The 18,682-nt window shown below is 33.8% G+C and carries 21 protein-coding genes; all 21 read left to right on the top strand.

The features are described 5' to 3' along the window. Positions 1 to 2 precede the first annotated feature (2 nt). Positions 3 to 449, top strand: coding sequence for a flagellar export protein FliJ (gene fliJ, locus ACQKP0_RS05910; protein ID WP_427404888.1), 447 nt, complete (start codon positions 3 to 5; stop codon positions 447 to 449). 25 nt (positions 450 to 474) lie between these two features. Next, positions 475 to 1,059, top strand: coding sequence for a MotE family protein (locus tag ACQKP0_RS05905; protein ID WP_427404887.1), 585 nt, complete (start codon positions 475 to 477; stop codon positions 1,057 to 1,059). Between the two features lie 30 nt (positions 1,060 to 1,089). After that, on the top strand, positions 1,090 to 2,331 hold the full coding sequence (locus ACQKP0_RS05900; protein ID WP_427404886.1) for a flagellar hook-length control protein FliK: 1,242 nt from the start codon (positions 1,090 to 1,092) through the stop codon (positions 2,329 to 2,331). Positions 2,332 to 2,339: 8 nt separating this feature from the next. Beyond that, complete coding sequence (gene flgD, locus ACQKP0_RS05895; RefSeq protein ID WP_427404885.1) at positions 2,340 to 2,978, top strand: flagellar hook assembly protein FlgD; 639 nt, start codon at positions 2,340 to 2,342, stop codon at positions 2,976 to 2,978. A 12-nt stretch (positions 2,979 to 2,990) separates the two neighbouring features. Beyond that, the gene (locus ACQKP0_RS05890) at positions 2,991 to 3,383 is read left to right on the top strand and encodes a TIGR02530 family flagellar biosynthesis protein (RefSeq protein WP_427404884.1); all 393 of its coding nucleotides are present in this window, start codon (positions 2,991 to 2,993) and stop codon (positions 3,381 to 3,383) included. Between the two features lie 81 nt (positions 3,384 to 3,464). Then, positions 3,465 to 4,664, top strand: a complete 1,200-nt coding sequence (locus tag ACQKP0_RS05885; RefSeq protein ID WP_427404883.1) for a flagellar hook protein FlgE — start codon at positions 3,465 to 3,467, stop codon at positions 4,662 to 4,664. A gap of 47 nt (positions 4,665 to 4,711) precedes the next feature. After that, on the top strand, positions 4,712 to 4,933 hold the full coding sequence (locus ACQKP0_RS05880) for a flagellar FlbD family protein (RefSeq protein ID WP_427404882.1): 222 nt from the start codon (positions 4,712 to 4,714) through the stop codon (positions 4,931 to 4,933). After that, on the top strand, positions 4,923 to 5,348 hold the full coding sequence (gene fliL, locus ACQKP0_RS05875; RefSeq protein WP_427404881.1) for a flagellar basal body-associated protein FliL: 426 nt from the start codon (positions 4,923 to 4,925) through the stop codon (positions 5,346 to 5,348). Before ACQKP0_RS05880 ends, fliL begins: the two co-directional genes overlap by 11 nt. A 33-nt stretch (positions 5,349 to 5,381) precedes the next feature. Beyond that, positions 5,382 to 6,380, top strand: coding sequence for a flagellar motor switch protein FliM (gene fliM / locus ACQKP0_RS05870; RefSeq protein WP_427404880.1), 999 nt, complete (start codon positions 5,382 to 5,384; stop codon positions 6,378 to 6,380). Beyond that, on the top strand, positions 6,373 to 7,554 hold the full coding sequence (fliY, locus tag ACQKP0_RS05865) for a flagellar motor switch phosphatase FliY (RefSeq protein ID WP_427404879.1): 1,182 nt from the start codon (positions 6,373 to 6,375) through the stop codon (positions 7,552 to 7,554). The genes fliM and fliY overlap by 8 nt, the downstream gene beginning before the upstream one ends. 26 nt (positions 7,555 to 7,580) lie before the next feature. Further along, complete coding sequence (locus ACQKP0_RS05860; RefSeq protein WP_427404878.1) at positions 7,581 to 7,943, top strand: response regulator; 363 nt, start codon at positions 7,581 to 7,583, stop codon at positions 7,941 to 7,943. A 154-nt stretch (positions 7,944 to 8,097) separates the two neighbouring features. Then, a complete protein-coding gene (locus ACQKP0_RS05855; RefSeq protein ID WP_427404877.1) occupies positions 8,098 to 8,625 on the top strand; it encodes a flagellar biosynthetic protein FliO in 528 nt (175 codons plus the stop codon). Continuing rightward, positions 8,618 to 9,283, top strand: coding sequence for a flagellar type III secretion system pore protein FliP (fliP, locus tag ACQKP0_RS05850; RefSeq protein ID WP_427404876.1), 666 nt, complete (start codon positions 8,618 to 8,620; stop codon positions 9,281 to 9,283). Before ACQKP0_RS05855 ends, fliP begins: the two co-directional genes overlap by 8 nt. Positions 9,284 to 9,299: 16 nt before the next feature. Further along, on the top strand, positions 9,300 to 9,569 hold the full coding sequence (gene fliQ / locus ACQKP0_RS05845; RefSeq protein WP_427404875.1) for a flagellar biosynthesis protein FliQ: 270 nt from the start codon (positions 9,300 to 9,302) through the stop codon (positions 9,567 to 9,569). Positions 9,570 to 9,573: 4 nt separating this feature from the next. Beyond that, a complete protein-coding gene (gene fliR / locus ACQKP0_RS05840; RefSeq protein ID WP_427404874.1) occupies positions 9,574 to 10,350 on the top strand; it encodes a flagellar biosynthetic protein FliR in 777 nt (258 codons plus the stop codon). Next, positions 10,350 to 11,432, top strand: coding sequence for a flagellar biosynthesis protein FlhB (flhB, locus tag ACQKP0_RS05835; protein ID WP_427404873.1), 1,083 nt, complete (start codon positions 10,350 to 10,352; stop codon positions 11,430 to 11,432). The genes fliR and flhB overlap by 1 nt, the downstream gene beginning before the upstream one ends. Before the next feature lie 12 nt (positions 11,433 to 11,444). Next, positions 11,445 to 13,481, top strand: a complete 2,037-nt coding sequence (gene flhA / locus ACQKP0_RS05830) for a flagellar biosynthesis protein FlhA (RefSeq protein ID WP_427404872.1) — start codon at positions 11,445 to 11,447, stop codon at positions 13,479 to 13,481. Continuing rightward, complete coding sequence (flhF, locus tag ACQKP0_RS05825; RefSeq protein ID WP_427404871.1) at positions 13,478 to 14,608, top strand: flagellar biosynthesis protein FlhF; 1,131 nt, start codon at positions 13,478 to 13,480, stop codon at positions 14,606 to 14,608. Before flhA ends, flhF begins: the two co-directional genes overlap by 4 nt. Then, positions 14,605 to 15,462, top strand: coding sequence for a MinD/ParA family protein (locus tag ACQKP0_RS05820; protein ID WP_427404870.1), 858 nt, complete (start codon positions 14,605 to 14,607; stop codon positions 15,460 to 15,462). The genes flhF and ACQKP0_RS05820 overlap by 4 nt, the downstream gene beginning before the upstream one ends. A gap of 8 nt (positions 15,463 to 15,470) precedes the next feature. Then, positions 15,471 to 16,529, top strand: a complete 1,059-nt coding sequence (locus ACQKP0_RS05815; RefSeq protein WP_427404869.1) for a protein-glutamate methylesterase/protein-glutamine glutaminase — start codon at positions 15,471 to 15,473, stop codon at positions 16,527 to 16,529. Between the two features lie 15 nt (positions 16,530 to 16,544). After that, complete coding sequence (locus ACQKP0_RS05810) at positions 16,545 to 18,581, top strand: chemotaxis protein CheW (RefSeq protein ID WP_427404868.1); 2,037 nt, start codon at positions 16,545 to 16,547, stop codon at positions 18,579 to 18,581. Positions 18,582 to 18,682: the final 101 nt, after the last annotated feature.

The following is an 18,682-nucleotide window of genomic DNA, read 5'->3' as shown; positions in this document are numbered from 1 at the left end:
GTATGAAATACCAGTACAAATTCGAAAAGATTCTAACCATAAAAGAACGGGAAAAAGATGAGGCATTATCTACCTATCAAAAAGCGGTAAAGCGCTTTGAAATGGTTGCTGAAGAATTGTATCTATTATTGAAGAAAAAGGAAGATTTGCAGAAATTTCAAGCTTCGAAGCTCGAAACGGGATTTAAGGTTCAATCTATTCGTCATTATCAGCGATTTATTGGAAACTTAGAAAAGTCAATCAAACATTATCAAGAGCTTGTAATCAATGCAAGAAACCAAATGAACTGGTGTGAACAATTACTTCAGGACAAAAATATCGAAATGAAAAAATATGAAAAAATGAAGGAAAAGGACTTTGAAAAATTTCAAAAATTATTGAGTGAAATAGAAAATAAGCAATTGGATGAAATATCAACACAAAGCTATTATCAGCGACTTGGAAACTAGGTTTTTGGTTCAGGAGGATATGATTTTGAAAGATATAAATGAAAAACAACCCAAAAATAAGTTTCAATGGTTTTTAACTGTTATCTTTATTCCTCTTTTATTTGCAGTGTTTGTCGGATTAATTGTTGCACAAGTAGCAGGTGTAAATGTATTTGAAAAAGCAAAGGATTTAAGCGGAAAGCTTCCGTTCGTCTCATCACAAGCAAATAAAACAAGCGAAAAAAGCTTAAAAGAGTATGAGAATAAGATTATTGATTTACAAGCAGAGATCGAGAATAAAGATGCCGAGCTGACACAGCTGCAAACGAAAATTGATAATCAGGATAGTGAAAAAAAACAGCTCCTTTTGGAACAGAAAAGACTGGAAGATCAAATTGATGAATTAAGACAAATGCAAGAACAAAATAAAAAAGCCTTCACTGAGATTGTAAGAACGTATGACTCGATGTCACCCAAAAACGCTGCGCCAATTATTTTAAATATGAAGGATGAAGAAGCATTAAAAATTCTTTCAAATTTAAAATCTGAGACTTTAGCAAAAATAATGGAAAAAATGCCAGCTGATCGTGCAGCAAAATACACGGAGTTACTTAGTTCTAAAACAAATTAATCTAAACGAACATAGAAAGGGGGTGACAAAGTGAATATAGGTGTTTTGCCGTTTTTAAATTCAAATAGCATAAATCAAAGTCAAAAGCCAGGTAAAGTGAATCAGTCATTGTCTGGTTTTAAAAGCGCATTTGATGCAGTATTGAATCAGAAAGAAAGTTTGGACCCTAGCAGTGGTGAAAGTGAAAATCTATTAAATGATATCCTATCTTTATTAAAAAATGGATATATGGAACAAGTAAATGATTATGGGCTATTAAATGAATCAAAGCTGACCGAAGAAATACTATCTGATTCATTGGGACTAACAAAAGATGAATGGAAAGAACAATTTTCAGAATTAATAGATGGCCTTTTTGCACTAATTGGCAATAACCCTTTGCATCTGGGGCAACAGAATAAAGTAAACCAGTTAATGAGTGAAGGACAGTACATTCAAGGAATAGGAGAGATGATATCAATCATTACTGCAATTCCGAAAGATAGTTTAAAGCAATTGAAACCTGAATTGTTTCAATTTGCAGCTAATACTGCCAATGTAACTGCAAGTAATGCCGAGCAAATGGATCTATCTATAGCAGATCTTAAAAATTTGGCTGATCTTAAAGAGAATATTCAGGATTTGATAACAAAATTAGAACAGTTAACAAATGGTATTCAAAATAAAAATGGGATATTACAAAATGCATTTAATAAATGGGAAGTTAATCAAAATGGCAAAGTACTGAATGCAGAAGGAAACAGAAAACAGCAAATTCAAGAAACCTTCAATCAATCGGTTCAAGCACAGCAGATCTCAAAGATTGAACAATTTGTACTACATGTGAGTAAAGATTCAAAAACAGTTGATTATCAGCAATTTGTTAAAGATTTTACTAATATATTAGGGAAGTCTCAATTTATAAAGGCAAATGGTGCAAATAAGCTATTAATAAAATTGTATCCTGAGCATCTGGGATCAATTAGAATTGAAGTGCTGCAAGATAAAGGCATGTTGACGGCTAGAATGTTGGCTTCCTCAGGTGCAGCAAAAGAAATACTAGATTCCCAAATCCATCAATTAAAAAATGCTTTTACACAGCAAAATATACAAGTAGACAAAATCGATGTGATATATGGAGAAGCTGAGGCTCAAAAGTTTGATCGTGGACAATCTGAGGAGCAATCGTTCAATCAGGATCAGCAGCAAAAAGATAAACATGAGAAAGAAAAGGAAAATTCAGTTCAATTTTTAGATGTTTTAAATGATCATTTATTAGAAGAGAAAATATAGGTGATGAAATGGCAAACACAATCGATCCTAGTTTACTGTATGAAAATGCGCAAAAAACTCAAAGAAAAACGGGTCAAGATATTCTAGGAAAAGATGATTTTTTAAAAATATTAATGGTTCAACTGCAAAATCAAGATCCATTAAATCCTATGCAAGATAAAGATTTTATTGCACAGATGGCTACCTTTTCTTCATTAGAGCAGATGACAAATATGAATAAGTCAATCGGAAATCTTGTGGCTATGGAGCAGCAAAATCAATTAGTGACTTATACACAATTTGTTGGAAAAGAAATTACATGGCATAAAATTGTTGAAAATAAAGATCCAAATAAGACCCCAGAGATTTCCCAAGGAAAAGGAGTAATCTCAGGCGTTCGTTTTGTTGATGATTCAGTTAAATTTATTCTCCAGGATGGAACAGAGCTTTCTCCTGCTAATATTTCTCAAGTTAACACACAAAGTAAGGAAAACTCTTTAATTCAAGCGAGTTATTTAATTGGGAAAAAGGTAACTTGGGTAGATGAAGAGAAAAATGAACAAACAGCTACTGTAAAATCAGTTTCAGTTAAAGATGGGAATACTTGGTTTACTCTTGATAATGAAGAAAAAATAAAAGCTGATCAAATAATGAAAATAGAAGGATAAGGAAGTGGTTTAATGGATCGACCTATGTTTAGTCAAATTCCATTACAACCAATTACGTCTAGAACGGTTCAAGGACCAAATAAACAAACGAAACAAATTCAAACATCTTTTACTAAAGCATTTAATCAAGCACTAGCAAATGAATCTAATCATTTAACGATTAGTAAGCATGCTAGTGAAAGGTTACGGCAAAGAGGAATTCACATTGATTCAAATCAATGGGGAAAAATTAGTGCGAAAGTGGCTGAAGCAAAAGATAAAGGTGTAACCGAATCACTTGTTATAGTAAAAAATGCAGCATTGGTTGTTAGTGCAAAAAATGAAACAGTTATTACAGCAATGAATTTACAAGAGGCAAGTGAGCAAATTTTTACAAACATTAATGGAGCTATCATTGTAAACTAAATAACTCGACTGGACCGTAGAGGAAGTCGATAGCTGTTGATTGACAGATACAGCTAAACCGATTTGAAAGGGGAAATTAACATGCTACGCTCAATGTATTCAGGAATTAGTGGAATGAAAAACTTCCAAACAAAACTGGACGTAATTGGTAACAATATCGCGAATGTAAATACGTATGGATTTAAAAAAGGCCGTGTCACTTTCAAGGACACAATGAACCAAATGATCTCCGGTGCAAGTGGGGCACAAAATAATCGCGGGGGTAAAAACCCGATGCAAGTTGGTTTAGGTTCTACCTTGGCATCCATTGATTTAATTGATACACAATCAAGCATGCAAACAACTGGACGTGCACTTGACCTAGGGATAGATGGAGATGGGTACTTTATTGTCAGCCAAGGAAATCAAAATTACTATACTCGTGCAGGGAACTTTTATTTAGATAATACAGGTACATTGGTTAATGCAGATGGGTTAAAAGTTCAGCAGTATGATGAAACAGGTCGTTTAAAAGACATTGTAGTTGATGTGAATTCAGTTTTGCCTTCTCAAAAAACAAAGGAAATCGAAGTTGTAGGAAATCTTCCTAGTAGTGTAAGTGGAAATACAGAACAAACTCAGCAGATTGAGGTTGTTGATGCAAATGGAAAAAAACATGTCCTTGACCTAAAAACATCTTCAAGTAATGGAACCACATGGACACTTACATTTGAGGACAAGACGTTAGATCCAGCTGTAACATTACCTGTTACATTAACATATGATTCTGTAAATAAAAAGTGGAATAATGATGGATCAACTATTACATTGCCAATTAATAGTGGAAATGGTACACCAAGTTATCTTTCAGTTAAATTAGATCTCTCCAAACTAACCTTTGGCGGGGAAGAACTGAAAGCAGTTGTCACTCCAGATGGACAGGAACAAGGCTCACTTGAAAGCTTTAATATTGGTTCAATGGGAGAAATAAATGGTGTGTATTCAAATGGTAAAGTCGTTGAAATCGGTAAGCTTGCCATTGCAAAATTCAGCAACCCAGCTGGATTACAGAAAGCAGGAAGTAATCTTTTGTTAGCATCTGTTAACTCAGGAACTGCAAATTATGGTGTACCAGGAAATGGACGTGGAACTTTGACACCAGGCGCTCTTGAAATGTCGAACGTTGATCTATCAGAGGAATTTACAGATATGATTGTTGCCCAACGTGGTTTCCAAGCCAATACGAGGATTATTACAACTTCTGATGAAATTTTACAAGAATTAATGAATTTAAAACGATAGTTAGGAGGGACAGGACTAAGTGATTATCCTTAGTCCTGGCTATAATCATGATTACCGTCACAAGATTAAATGGTAAGTCTTTTATGTTAAATGCCCTTTATATTGAAACAATCGAAAGTTTTCCAGATACAACCATTACATTAACAAATGGCCACCAATACATAGTACTAGATAAGATAGAACAGATTCATGAGCGTATTCAAGCATTCTATCAATCTATAAATTTATTTGGCAAAATGAATCAGGAGGTCACCCAACATGAAGAATAAAATGATTACTACGATGGTGTCCCTTTTATTAGTGATTTTGTTAGCCGGTGCAATTGCAATTATTATTATCATTTATAATGGCGATCATAAAGCTGGATCGGCACCTTCAATCGATGAAGTATTAAAAAATTCTGTAGATGTTCCCGAAATAACAACGAATTTAAAAAGTAATAATTACATTAAAATCTCTTTAAAAATTGAAACAGATAATAAAAAAGCAAAAAGTGAATTGGAGAAAAGAGATTTTCAAGTAAAAGATTCCGTTATTAAGGAATTATCCGAAACATCTGCATCTGAGATGGATGGTATAAAGGGGAAAGAAAAGTTAACAAATATACTCAAAAACAAAATTAACAGCTACATGCAAAATGGAAAAGTTATAGAAATATACATAACCTCCTATGTAATACAGTAAAAAAATCAATAGATCTTAAAGGAGGTGTATGCCTTGTCAGGAGAAGTATTATCTCAAAGTGAAATTGATGCCCTGTTAAGTGCTTTATCAACCGGTGAAATGAATGCGGATGATATTAAAAAGGAAGAAGAAATAAAAAAAGTAAAAGTTTATGATTTTAAAAGGGCATTACGTTTTTCTAAAGATCAAATAAGAAGCTTAACAAGAATACATGAGAATTTTGCAAGGCTTTTAACTACATATTTTTCGGCTCAATTACGAACGTATGTGCAAATTTCTGTGGCATCTGCTGATCAAATACCCTTTGAAGAATTCATACGTTCCGTTCCGAAAATGACGATATTAAATTCATATGATGTTCCTCCGTTGGATGGAAGAATATTAATGGAGATCAATCCTAATATCGCATATTCAATGTTAGATCTTGTACTTGGTGGAAAAGGTACCAGTGTTAATAAGGTGGATAATTTGACGGAAATTGAGAAAAAAATAATGTCAAATTTATTTGAACGTGCTTTTGAACATCTTTCAGAAGCTTGGGCAAACATTGCTGAGATTTCTCCGATTTTAGCAGACTTTGAAGTAAACCCACAGTTTTTGCAAATGGTATCACCAAATGAAACTGTCGTTGTCATTTCTATGAATACAGTGATTGGTGAAACAAGTGGAATGATTAATTTATGTATTCCACATGTAGTTTTAGAACCAATTATTCCAAATCTATCAGTTCATTATTGGATGCAAAATAATAATCATAAAGAAAAAGAGCCTATAGAAACTGAAAATATTGAGAAAACAATTAAGAATGCACGTATACCTCTTATAGCTGAGCTAGGAAGTACAGATATTACGATTGATGATTTTTTAACCCTTAATATTGGGGATGTTATCCCATTGGAACAAAAAATTCGCGACCCACTAGTCGTAAAATTAGAAGGTATCCCTAAATACCAAGCTCAAATAGGAAAAGTGGGTAAAAAAATGGCAATACAAATATTAAATGATGTGAAAGGAGGAGACGATAATGAATAACATGCTCTCACAAGATGAAATCGATGCTCTATTACGCGGCACAGCTGATGAGGAAGAGGAGAGTAATCAAATAGTAGTAGAAGATTATTTATCCTCTATGGAAAAAGATGCACTAGGTGAGATTGGTAATATCTCTTTTGGAAGTTCTGCAACAGCATTATCAACTCTTTTATCACAAAAGGTGGATATCACAACCCCAACGGTTTCAATTATTGAGCAATCAAAATTGAAAGACGAGTTTCCACATCCTTATGTAGCTATTCAAGTGAAATATACAGAAGGTTTTTCGGGAATGAATTTGTTGGTTATTAAACAATCGGATGCGGCGATAATTGCAGATTTAATGCTAGGCGGGAATGGAATTATTACTGAAACTATTTTGGATGAAATCCAACTCAGTGCAGTTCAAGAAGCGATGAACCAAATGATGGGTTCTGCGGCTACTTCGATGTCAACTGTGTTTAATAAGCGAGTAGACATCTCTCCACCTCTGATTGATTTCTTGGACCTTAAAGCTGGTGCAGGAGCGGAAAATATTCCAGTCCAAGATTTGCTAATTAAAATTTCTTTTCAATTAAAGGTAGGAGAATTGATAGATTCCTCAATTATGCAATTATTACCTTTAGAGTTTGGTAAAAGACTAGTAGAAGACTTATTCCATGCTAGTGAAACGGAAGAGACAAAGGCTTCGAAAAATAATGAACAAATTGAAGCTGGCCCAACATATGTCGATTCAACAGAAAAACCTATACCTGTAAATCATTCTGAAATATATGAAACAAATCAACCCCAAGTAAATCAGCATAGCAATCATTCAGATAGAAGTATTATGAATGAGAACAGGGGAAATAGTATACAAAATGTTCAGCCAGCTGTATTTTCTAATTTTGAAGAAGTATCAACAACAATTCCGGAAACAAGAAATCTGAATATGCTGCTTGATATTCCTCTTCAAGTCACTGTAGAGCTTGGAAAAACAAACCGCTCTGTAAAAGATATACTTGAGCTGGGCTCGGGCTCGATTATTGAATTAGACAAGCTTGCAGGGGAACCTGTGGATATATTAGTAAATAAACAGCTTGTTGCCCAAGGTGAGGTTGTTGTAATTGACGAAAACTTTGGTGTAAGAATTACTGATATTGTAAGTCAAAGAGATCGAATTAAAAAACTATAAAAATATTTGATGGAGGTTCGATAATAATGGCGAATAGAATACTAGTTGTAGATGATGCTGCATTCATGAGAATGATGGTAAAAGATATACTAACAAAAAATGGATTTGAAGTGGTTGCAGAAGCAGCAGATGGAGCTCAAGCAGTAGAAAAATATAAAGAACTAAAACCAGATCTTGTGACAATGGATATTACTATGCCGGAAATGGATGGTATCACTGCACTTAAGGAAATTAAGAGTATTGACCCAGATGCTAAAATCATTATGTGTTCTGCGATGGGACAGCAAGCGATGGTAATTGATGCTATTCAGGCGGGAGCAAAGGATTTTATTGTTAAACCATTTCAGGCTGACCGTGTTATTGAGGCAATCCAAAAAACACTAGCTTAATAGTTGATAAGAGGGTGTACTAAATTTGCAAAAATTTCTACTAAAAATAATGACACTCATTTTATTAATTACACCTCTGTGTGAGCAACAACTAGTGGCTCATGCAGAGTCCTTAAATGGGAATGTTCATGACTTTCTTGAGAATCAAAAAGAAATGAAAAAAGAAAATCCCCAAAGTGTAAAAAAAGCAGATAAGGTTGAAACAACAAATAGTTCTATCATTACTTTTTGGGATGGAGCTAAAATGGTTTTTGCACTTATATTTGTCATAGGGTTATTATACTTTTTATTGAAGTTTATAAATAAAAAAAGTCAATCTTATCAACAAAACCGATTAATTCAAAACTTTGGGGGAACTCCTTTAGGAGGGAATCGCTCATTACAAGTGGTTAAAGCGGGAAATCGTATTTTGATTTTAGGTGTAGGGGAAGACATCACCTTGCTAAAGGAAATTGAAGACAAAAAAGAAATAGATGAATTTATCCAATTTTATAAGGATCAATTAGATCATTCGCTTGAACCTAGAGATATCATTTCAAAGCTAACCAATCGAAATAAAAATAGTAAAAGTAATAATTTATCATTTCAAAATATATTAAATAATCAACTAGCAAACATGAAAAAGGATAGAAAAAATGTGATGAGTAAGTTTGACCAAAAGGAGCAAAAAACGGATGAATGATTTTATGCAGTTTTTTAATAATAGTTCACCTGACACTGTTTCGTCAGCAGTAAAGCTTCTCTTACTCCTAACAGTTTTATCCTTAGCACCAAGTATATTAATATTATTGACGTCGTTTACAAGGATTGTCATTGTCCTATCGTTTGTACGAACATCCATGGGAACCCAGTCGATGCCGCCAAATCAAGTAATTATAGGGCTTTCATTATTTTTAACCTTTTTTATCATGGCGCCAACTTTTAGTGAAGTAAATCAACAAGCATTGACACCTTTGTTTAACGATAAGATTACTTTAGAACAAGCATATGAGAAGGCATCTGTTCCTTTTAAAGATTTTATGAGTAAATATACAAGACAAAAAGACTTAGAGCTGTTTCTTGATTATTCACATGCGGAAAAACCAAAAAAGATAGAAGATATTCCTATTACAGCCTTAGTTCCAGCATTTGCTATAAGTGAAATTAAAACTGCCTTTCAAATCGGTTTTATGATATTTATTCCTTTTCTTGTAATTGATATGGTCGTTGCTAGTATATTAATGTCTATGGGAATGATGATGTTACCACCTGTAATGATTTCCTTGCCATTTAAAATATTACTATTTGTTTTGGTAGATGGATGGTATCTTGTAGTCAAATCATTATTACAAAGCTTTTAAAAGAAGGTGGATGAAAATGAATTCAGATATGGTTATTTCTCTTGCTGAAAAAGGAATATATATTACTTTAATTGTTGCTGGGCCACTTCTTCTAGTAGCTTTGATTGTTGGATTGATCGTAAGTATCTTTCAGGCAACAACACAAATTCAAGAACAAACTTTAGCGTTTATACCAAAGATTGTGGCGGTTTTAATAGGGCTTGTCGTTTTTGGACCATGGATGCTAAGTCATATATTGTCATATGCTACAGATATTTTTTCAAATTTAACACGATATGTAGGTTAAGTAAATGGAACATCTTATTCCATCTTTTTCAGTGTTTTTATTGATTTTTGTTAGAGTATCAGCATTTTTTGTGACAATGCCATTATTCTCATATCGAACGATTCCCGCTATTTATAAAATTGGATTAGCCTTCTTCTTAGCTTGGTTAATGTATTACACGATAGATATTCAAGGTTTTGAAATTAATGGGAAATATTTTATGCTGTTAATAAAAGAAGCGATGGTAGGTCTTTCTATTGGATTTATCGCCTATCTCCTATTATCAGCGATCCAAATTGCTGGAGGATTTATTGATTTCCAAATGGGTTTTGCCATTGCAAATGTCATTGATCCACAAACCGGAACTCAAAGCCCGTTAATGGGACAATATTTATATAGCTTTGCATTATTACTTTTACTCGCATTAAACGGTCATCATATTATTTTGGATGGTATCTTTTATAGTTATCAATTTATACCTATTGATAAAGCATTATTTTCATTCGGTGACGCAAATCTCATTGATTTCGTCATTCGTACATTTGGTAAAATGTTTGTTATTGCCTTTCAAATGTCGATTCCTGTAGTAGCTGTTATCTTTCTAGTTGATGTAGGTTTGGGAATTATCGCCAGAACCGTGCCGCAGCTAAATATTTTTGTTGTTGGTTTTCCGGTAAAAATAGCAGTCAGCTTTATTGTTTTATTCATCGTAATGGGGGTCATCTTTTTAGTTTGTCAGCAATTATTTGAATATATGTTTTATACAATGAGAGATGTAATGAAATTAGTAGGTGGGCAATGATGACTTGGATTTCGCTAGATTTACAGTTTTTTGCTGGAGAAAAAACGGAAAAAGCAACCCCGAAAAAACGTCAGGATGCTAGAAAAAAAGGACAAACCGCTAAAAGCTCAGATATAAATACGGCAATTGGTCTCTTAGCTGTTTTTCTTTTCTTAACTTTCGGTTCTTCTTTTATCGGAAGTCACATATTTAATTTTTTTCGCTATGCCTTTCAACATTATATGCTAATAGATTTAACAGAAAATAATTTGAAAATGATTGTTATTGAAGTATTAAAAGAAGTTGCCATTATTCTAGGACCAATTTTGCTCATTGCATTTATCGCTGCAATTGCTTCGAATTTTGCTCAGATTGGTTTAATGTTTTCAACGGAAAGTATAGCCCCTAAACTCGAAAAGCTTGATCCAATTAAAGGATTTAAACGTATTTTTTCGATGAGGGCAATTGTTGAAATGTTAAAATCAATCTTAAAGATTTCCTTTGTTGGAGCAGTTACCCTAATCGTTTTATGGACAAGAATTGATGAAGTATTGGGTCTATCGTTTAAGTCTGTCTCTAATTCAATCAAAATTATTGCTAATCTAGCATTGCAAATGGGTTTAGCTGCATCCGTTTCGTTACTATTCCTGGCCGTGTTTGATTATCTTTATCAGCGTTTTGATTTTGAAAAAAATATAAGGATGTCTAAACAGGATATAAAAGATGAATATAAGAACAGCGAAGGGGATCCATTAATAAAATCGAAAATAAAGCAAAGGCAAAGAGAAATGGCGATGCGGAGAATGATGCAAGAAGTCCCAAAAGCGGATGTTATCATTACCAATCCAACTCATTTTGCTATTTGCTTGAAATATGATGAAGAAAAGTATGATGCACCATATGTAATTGCTAAAGGTGTCGATTTTTTAGCAGAAAAAATAAAAAAAATTGGCAATGAACATGAAATTATTATGGTAGAAAATCGGCCATTAGCGAGAGCACTTTACGATCAGGCTGATATTGGTGATGTAGTTCCAGAGGAGTTTTTCAAAGTAGTAGCAGAAATATTAGCCTATGTCTATCGTATTAAAAATAAAATCTAGGAGCGAAAGAGTATGTCAACAAGAGATTTATCAGTTTTATTTAGTGTTATTTTAATAGTTGCGATGTTGATCATACCATTTCCGCCAGGGCTATTAAGTTTTCTTATCATTATTAATATTTCTCTAGCATTACTCGTCTTATTAACATCAATGAATATGACAGAGCCTTTGCAATTCTCAGTCTTTCCATCTCTATTATTATTACTAACTTTGTTTCGATTAGGATTAAACGTCTCAACAACAAGATCCATTTTATCGAGGGGAGAAGCAGGCGGAGTAGTTGAAACGTTTGGAACGTTTGTTGTCGGTGGAAATGTGATTGTAGGACTTGTTGTTTTTCTTATCTTAATTATTATTCAATTTGTTGTCATTACGAAAGGATCTGAACGGGTTTCAGAAGTTGCTGCCCGATTTACCCTTGATGCAATGCCTGGGAAACAAATGAGTATTGATGCAGATTTAAATGCTGGAATCATTTCTGAGCAAGAGGCTCGCCAAAGAAGGGAAAAGGTAAGTAGGGAATCAGATTTTTATGGTGCGATGGACGGTGCCAGCAAGTTTGTGAAAGGTGATGCAATTGCAGGGATCATTATCGTCCTTATCAATTTAATATTCGGGATTATTATAGGAATGACGCAGCAAGGTTTACCGATTGCTGAAGCAGCTACAAAATTTTCCCTCCTCACCGTCGGGGACGGAATTGTCAGTCAAATTCCTGCATTATTAATCTCAACAGCAACAGGTATTGTGGTGACTCGAGCAGCTTCAGATGGTAATCTTAGTCAGGATATTATCTCCCAGTTGCTAGCTTATCCCAAAATGCTATATATTGCTGCGGGAACGATCTTTTTACTAGGGATAGCCACTCCAATAAATGACTTAGTTACGATACCAATAGCTGCGGCACTGGCACTCGGTGGATATAGACTTTCTAGAGTTTCAAAAAATGTTGATTCCTCTATGGATGAAATAGAAGAAGAAGTTCAAACCGAGGAATTAAAAAGTCCTGAGAGTGTGATCAATTTATTAAACATTGATCCAATCGAATTTGAATTTGGATACGGATTAATTCCTCTTGCAGATGCCAATCAAGGTGGAGATTTACTCGATCGTGTAGTGATGATTAGACGTCAGCTTGCGTTAGAACTTGGTATTGTCATACCAGTAGTAAGAATACGGGATAATATACAACTACAGCCTAATGAATATGTTTTGAAGATTAAAGGAAATGAAATGGGGAGAGGAGAGTTACTGCTCGATCATTATTTAGCCATGAGTCCTGGTATAGGTGATGATTCTATAGAAGGTATAGAGACAGTAGAACCATCCTTCGGTTTACCTGCAAAATGGATTACAGAAAATACGAAGGAACAAGCAGAAATACTCGGTTTTACTGTTGTTGATCCTCCTTCAGTTGTTTCTACTCATATTACGGAAATATTAAGGACAAATGCTTATGAACTGTTGGGCAGACAAGAAACAAAGCAATTAATTGATCATATCAAAGAATCATATCCAATTTTGGTTGAGGAAGTAACACCTAACCCTCTATCCGTAGGAGAAATACAAAAGGTTTTAGCGAAACTTTTAAAAGAAAATGTATCGATTCGCAATTTGACTATTATTTTCGAAACACTAGCTGACTTTGGAAAAATGTCGACAGACACGGATTTATTAACTGAATATGTCCGACAAGCATTAGCAAGACAGATTACCAATCAATATACGGAAGACGGAGAAACATTAAAGGTAATTACCGTTTCGGGAAAAATTGAAAAAATCATTGCTGATGGCGTTCAACAGACAGAACACGGCAATTATTTATCAATTGACCCAAATGATTCACAAAATATATTGGAGGCTGTTGCAGCACAAGTGGAACAATTATCCTTAGTCGGTCATTCGCCTATTATTTTATGCTCTCCTGCAGTAAGAATGTATGTACGTCAAATGACTGAACGATATTTTCCTCGTGTTCCAGTTCTTTCTTATAACGAATTGGAAGCAAATGTTGAAGTTCAAAGTATAGGGGTGGTGAATGTTGAATGAAAGTGAAAAAATTTGAGGCATTGAATATGTCAGACGCGTTGGAACAGATTCGTAAAGAATTAGGTGACGAGGCTGTAATATTAAATTCCAAAGTCAAACATACAAGAGGTTGGTTTGGAATTTTTAAAAAGAAAAAATTAGAAGTTATAGCTGCCCTTGATACGGAGTTTAAACAAACGAAATTAGTTATGAAAGAAAAGAATCGAGTTTCACCACACCTCTCATTACATACAAAAAAAGAAGAATCCAATCATAATATGCAGGAAGATCTGTCGGAACTGAAGAGAATGGTTCAAGAAATTACGATAACAAATTCTATTCAACTTCAAAATTTTCCCGAACCTATACAGATATTTTGTGAAGGGTTAAAAAAACAAGAGGTAAGTGAGGATATTCTTTATTTTTTAAGTAGTGCTTTGCTGAAAGAATGGAGAAATAGTCCCGTTGAACCATCAATGAAACAAATAAATGATTGGGGAAAAAATTATCTTGTAGAAATACTGTCAGAGGTACAGCATGGCGGGATAAATATTCAAAAAAAATATGTGAATTTAGTTGGCCCGACTGGTGTAGGCAAAACAACTACACTAGCCAAAATAGCTGCAGGTGAGAAACTAGAAAAAAATAAAAAGATCGCATTTATTACAACAGACACATACAGAATTGCTGCCATTGAGCAATTAAAAACGTATGCTAATTTACTGAATGTACCAGTAGAAGTAGTTTACAAACTAGAGGATTTTCAAAAAGCGATCAAAAAGTTTGATGATTTTGATCATATATTTATTGACACAGCTGGCCGGAATTACCGCGAAATCAAGTATATTGAGGAACTTCAAAAACTAATTGATTTTAAACAAAATATAGAAACTTATTTAACACTTTCGATGACAATGAAAGAAAATGATTTAGAAGAAATTATTAAAAACTTTGAATCTATAAGTATAAACAAATTCATCTTCACTAAGTTAGATGAAACAACAACCTATGGTACGATTATCAATTTAGTAAAGCACTGGAAGAAAGGTGTAGCTTATCTAACATATGGACAAGATGTTCCAGATGATTTAGATGAAGGCTCACCAACAATAATAGTAGAACATCTTTTTGCGGGTATGAAAAAATGAGTGATCAAGCAGAAAAGCTACGAAAAATGCTAATGGAAAAATATTCAAAGACCGCTAGGACAATTGCTGTTGTCAGTGGAAAAGGGGGAGTGGGAAAGTCAAATATTACAGTAAATTCCGCAATATCAATTGCCCAAAGAGGAAAAAAAGTTCTGGTTTTTGATTTTGATATAGGTATGGGAAATATTGATGTATTGTTGGGAATCGATTCCCAAAACAATATTTCAAATTATATCAAAAATAACTTATCTATCAATGATATCGTATACACTGGTCCTTATAATATTTCTTATATTTCAGCAGGAAATGGCTTTGCGGAAGTGCTTGAATTAGATCAAACCTCTATTCGGAGATTACTAGCTGAATTAGAGGATTTACAACATTTATATGACTTTATTATTTTTGATATGGGTGCAGGAGCGACAAAAACAAATTTACAGGTATTATTGTCGGTTGAAGATATCATTGTTATTACCACACCCGAACCGACCTCTATTACAGATGCCTACTCGATGATGAAATATATATCTATAAATGCTCCTGAGAATAATTTGTTTTTAATTTGTAATCGAAGTGAAAGGGAAAAAGAGGGGAAATTAACACTTGAAAGATTACAATCAGCGATGAAAAAATTTTTAAATAAGGATATACATAGTCTAGGAATATTGCCTGAGGATTCCCATGTTCGCAAAGCAGTTATCCGTCAGGAGCCTTTCTATTCTGAATTTCCCCATTCACCTATTTCAGCAAAACTAGAACAAATTGTTCAAAATTACTTAGGTGAAAATAAAAAATACGATTTATCACAAACTAACCATTTTATTCGTAAACTACGTAGTTTTTTTGAAAGGTAGGGCGGGTTATGAAGTCAATTAATGTACTTGTGGTTGATGATTCTGCATTTATGAGAAAGTTAATAGTTGAATTTTTGCAAGAAGACCCGCAAATAAATGTTGTTGGAATAGCTAGAAATGGTCTTGACGCAATTGAAAAGGCGAGACGCTTTAGGCCAGATGTCATAACAATGGATATAGAAATGCCTATTATGAATGGTCTTGATGCTCTGGAAAGGATAATGAAGGAGAAACCAATACCGATTATTATGTTATCAAGCACAACAACAGTAGGGGCAGAAAATACGATAACCGCTATGCAAAATGGTGCCATTGACTTTGTGGCTAAACCTTCAGGTCCAATTTCTCTTGATTTAGAAAAAATAAAAATTGAATTAATAGATAAAGTAAAAAATGCCAGTTTGGTAAATATAACTAATATTCATAGGTTATCTGTTGCAAGAAATGATTTTATACATACAAAACAAAATATTGATTTAAATTGGGATAAAAATCGAAAAAAAATTATTTGTATAGGTTCATCAACCGGTGGGCCCAGGGCTTTGCAGGAAGTGATTTCTGCTTTGCCAAGTTCTATTCAAGCTCCAATTCTCATCGTTCAACATATGCCAGCTGGATTTACAAAATCGTTAGCTAATCGTTTAAATACTTTAAGTAATATTCATGTAAAAGAAGCTGAAGATGGGGATATTTTACAGAACGGCACAGCTTATATCGCACCAGGAAATTACCATATCACATTAAAAAAATACGGTTCGAATGTTTCTATTTGCCTGGATCAATCACCACCTATTAAGGGGCATAGACCATCAGTCGATTTTATGTTTTCCTCTGTCAGTAATTTAACTGATTACGATAAGATTGCGGTCGTTTTAACAGGTATGGGATCTGATGGATCGAAAGGATTGGTCGAACTCAAAAAGAACGGAAGAGTCAAAGCGATTGCAGAATCAGAAAATAGCTGTATCGTTTTTGGAATGCCGAAATCTGCAATAGCCACTGATTTAGTAGATGACATTAATGATCTTGAGCAAATTGCAAGTACAATAATGAAATATATGGAATAGAAGGGCGTGGGATCAATGGAAATGGGTCAATATTTAGAGATATTTATCGAGGAAAGTAAAGAACATCTACAATCCTGTAACGAACAGCTATTACTTTTAGAAAAGAGTCCACAAGATTTATCAATCGTAAATGAAATATTTCGTTCAGCACATACATTAAAAGGGATGTCTGCAACGATGGGTTTTGAAGATTTAGCAAATTTAACCCATAAAATGGAAAATGTTCTAGATGCCATTCGTAATGAAAAAATTGTTGTAACTCCGGAGATTTTAGATGTCGTTTTTTTAGCTGTTGATAACCTTGAAACAATGGTTGAGTCTATTGAAACCGGTGGAGATGGAAAAAAAGATGTTTCAGATGTTATTGAAAAACTTCACATCATAGAAGTCGGAGGAAGCGCGGAAGTAGAAAAAGCGATGCAAGAAGTTGCTGCTGCGGTTACAACTGATGGTCAGAAACTAATTAATAGTTATGACCCATATGAACAAACAATTATTCAGCAATCATTGGATCAAGGATATAAATGCTATGAGATGACCATTTCAATAAGACCTGATTGTTTACTAAAAGCAGCTAGAGTATATATGAGCTTTGAAGTTTTGGAAAAATGCGGAGAAATTATTAAATCAATTCCGACAGTAGATCAATTAGAAGCAGAACAGTTTGATCATTCCTTTTCGGTAACTATAGTTACAAATGAGTCATCTGAAGAAATTACAAAAAAAATCATGAAAGTTTCAGAAATAGAAGATGTTCAAGTAAATGAAATCAATCATGTGAATGGTTTTCAAGAAGAAAGTACAGACCCAAATATAATAGTAGAAAATCAAAAAACAGATAAAGATATATCATCATCGAAAAAACAAAAAGAAAATAAACAGGCTGCTTCGAATTCCGCAAGCCATAGTAAAACGATCAGAGTGAACATTGAAAGATTAGATAGTTTAATGAATTTATTTGAAGAGCTTGTTATTGATCGCGGAAGATTAGAAGAAATTTCGAAGGAGCTTCACCATTCGGAACTTGATGAGACAGTTGAAAGGATGACTCGAATTTCAAGTGATTTACAAAATATTATTTTGAATATGCGAATGGTACCTGTTGAAACAGTATTTAATCGATTCCCTAGAATGGTAAGGCAATTAGCAAGGGACTTACAGAAACAGATTAATCTAGAGGTCATTGGTGCAGAAACAGAGCTTGATCGAACAGTTATCGATGAAATCGGCGATCCACTCGTGCATTTGCTGAGAAATGCAATTGATCATGGTATTGAGACACCAGACAAAAGAAGAATCCAAGGTAAACCTGAAGAGGGAACAATAATATTAAAGGCATATCATAGCGGCAACCATGTCTTTATAGAAATTGAAGATGATGGCGCAGGCATTAATCGGGAAAAAGTATTAAGTAAAGCATTATCTAAAGGTATTGTTGGTGAAGAAGAGGCTGAGAATCTAACAGATAAACAAGTGTTCGAATTAATATTAGCTTCCGGGTTTTCTACGGCAGATACAATTTCGGATATTTCTGGGAGAGGTGTCGGTTTAGATGTAGTAAAAGCTACAATTGAATCGTTAGGTGGGACAATCAATATTGATTCCACCGAAGGGAAAGGATCGATATTCATCATCCAGCTGCCATTAACACTATCTATAATTTCTGTCTTGTTAGTGGAATTAGGTCAGGAAAAGTATGCAGTCCCGCTTTCTTCAATTATTGAAACGGCAATTATTAAACAAAGCGATATTTTGAATGCACATAATCAAAAAGTGATTGATTTTAGAGGGAATATTGTTCCACTTGTTAATTTAAAAGAGGTATTTCATGTTCCAGATATAGAAGATGAAAATGAGTATCTTTCTGTTGTAATTGTTAGAAAAGGGAATAAAGTAGCAGCATTAGTGGTGGATTCGTTTATCGGTCAACAAGAAATTGTTCTTAAGTCATTAGGAAACTATTTAACAAATGTATTTGCAATTTCAGGAGCAACAATCCTTGGTGACGGACAAGTCGCATTAATTGTTGATTGCAACGCATTGATAAAATAATTAATTTAAAGGCTTTTTTCTAAACTTTGTTGTTTTTAAACTAATAGCCATAGAAAAATCTACTTTGCATGAGAATAGATAAGAAAAATTTTTAGAAAAAA

Source organism: Heyndrickxia sp. NPDC080065, assembly GCF_050281185.1.
Taxonomy (GTDB): Bacteria; Bacillota; Bacilli; order Bacillales; family Bacillaceae_C; genus Heyndrickxia.
Note: the sequence above shows the minus strand (reverse complement) of the source record. Positions and strands in the feature narration are given on the sequence as shown.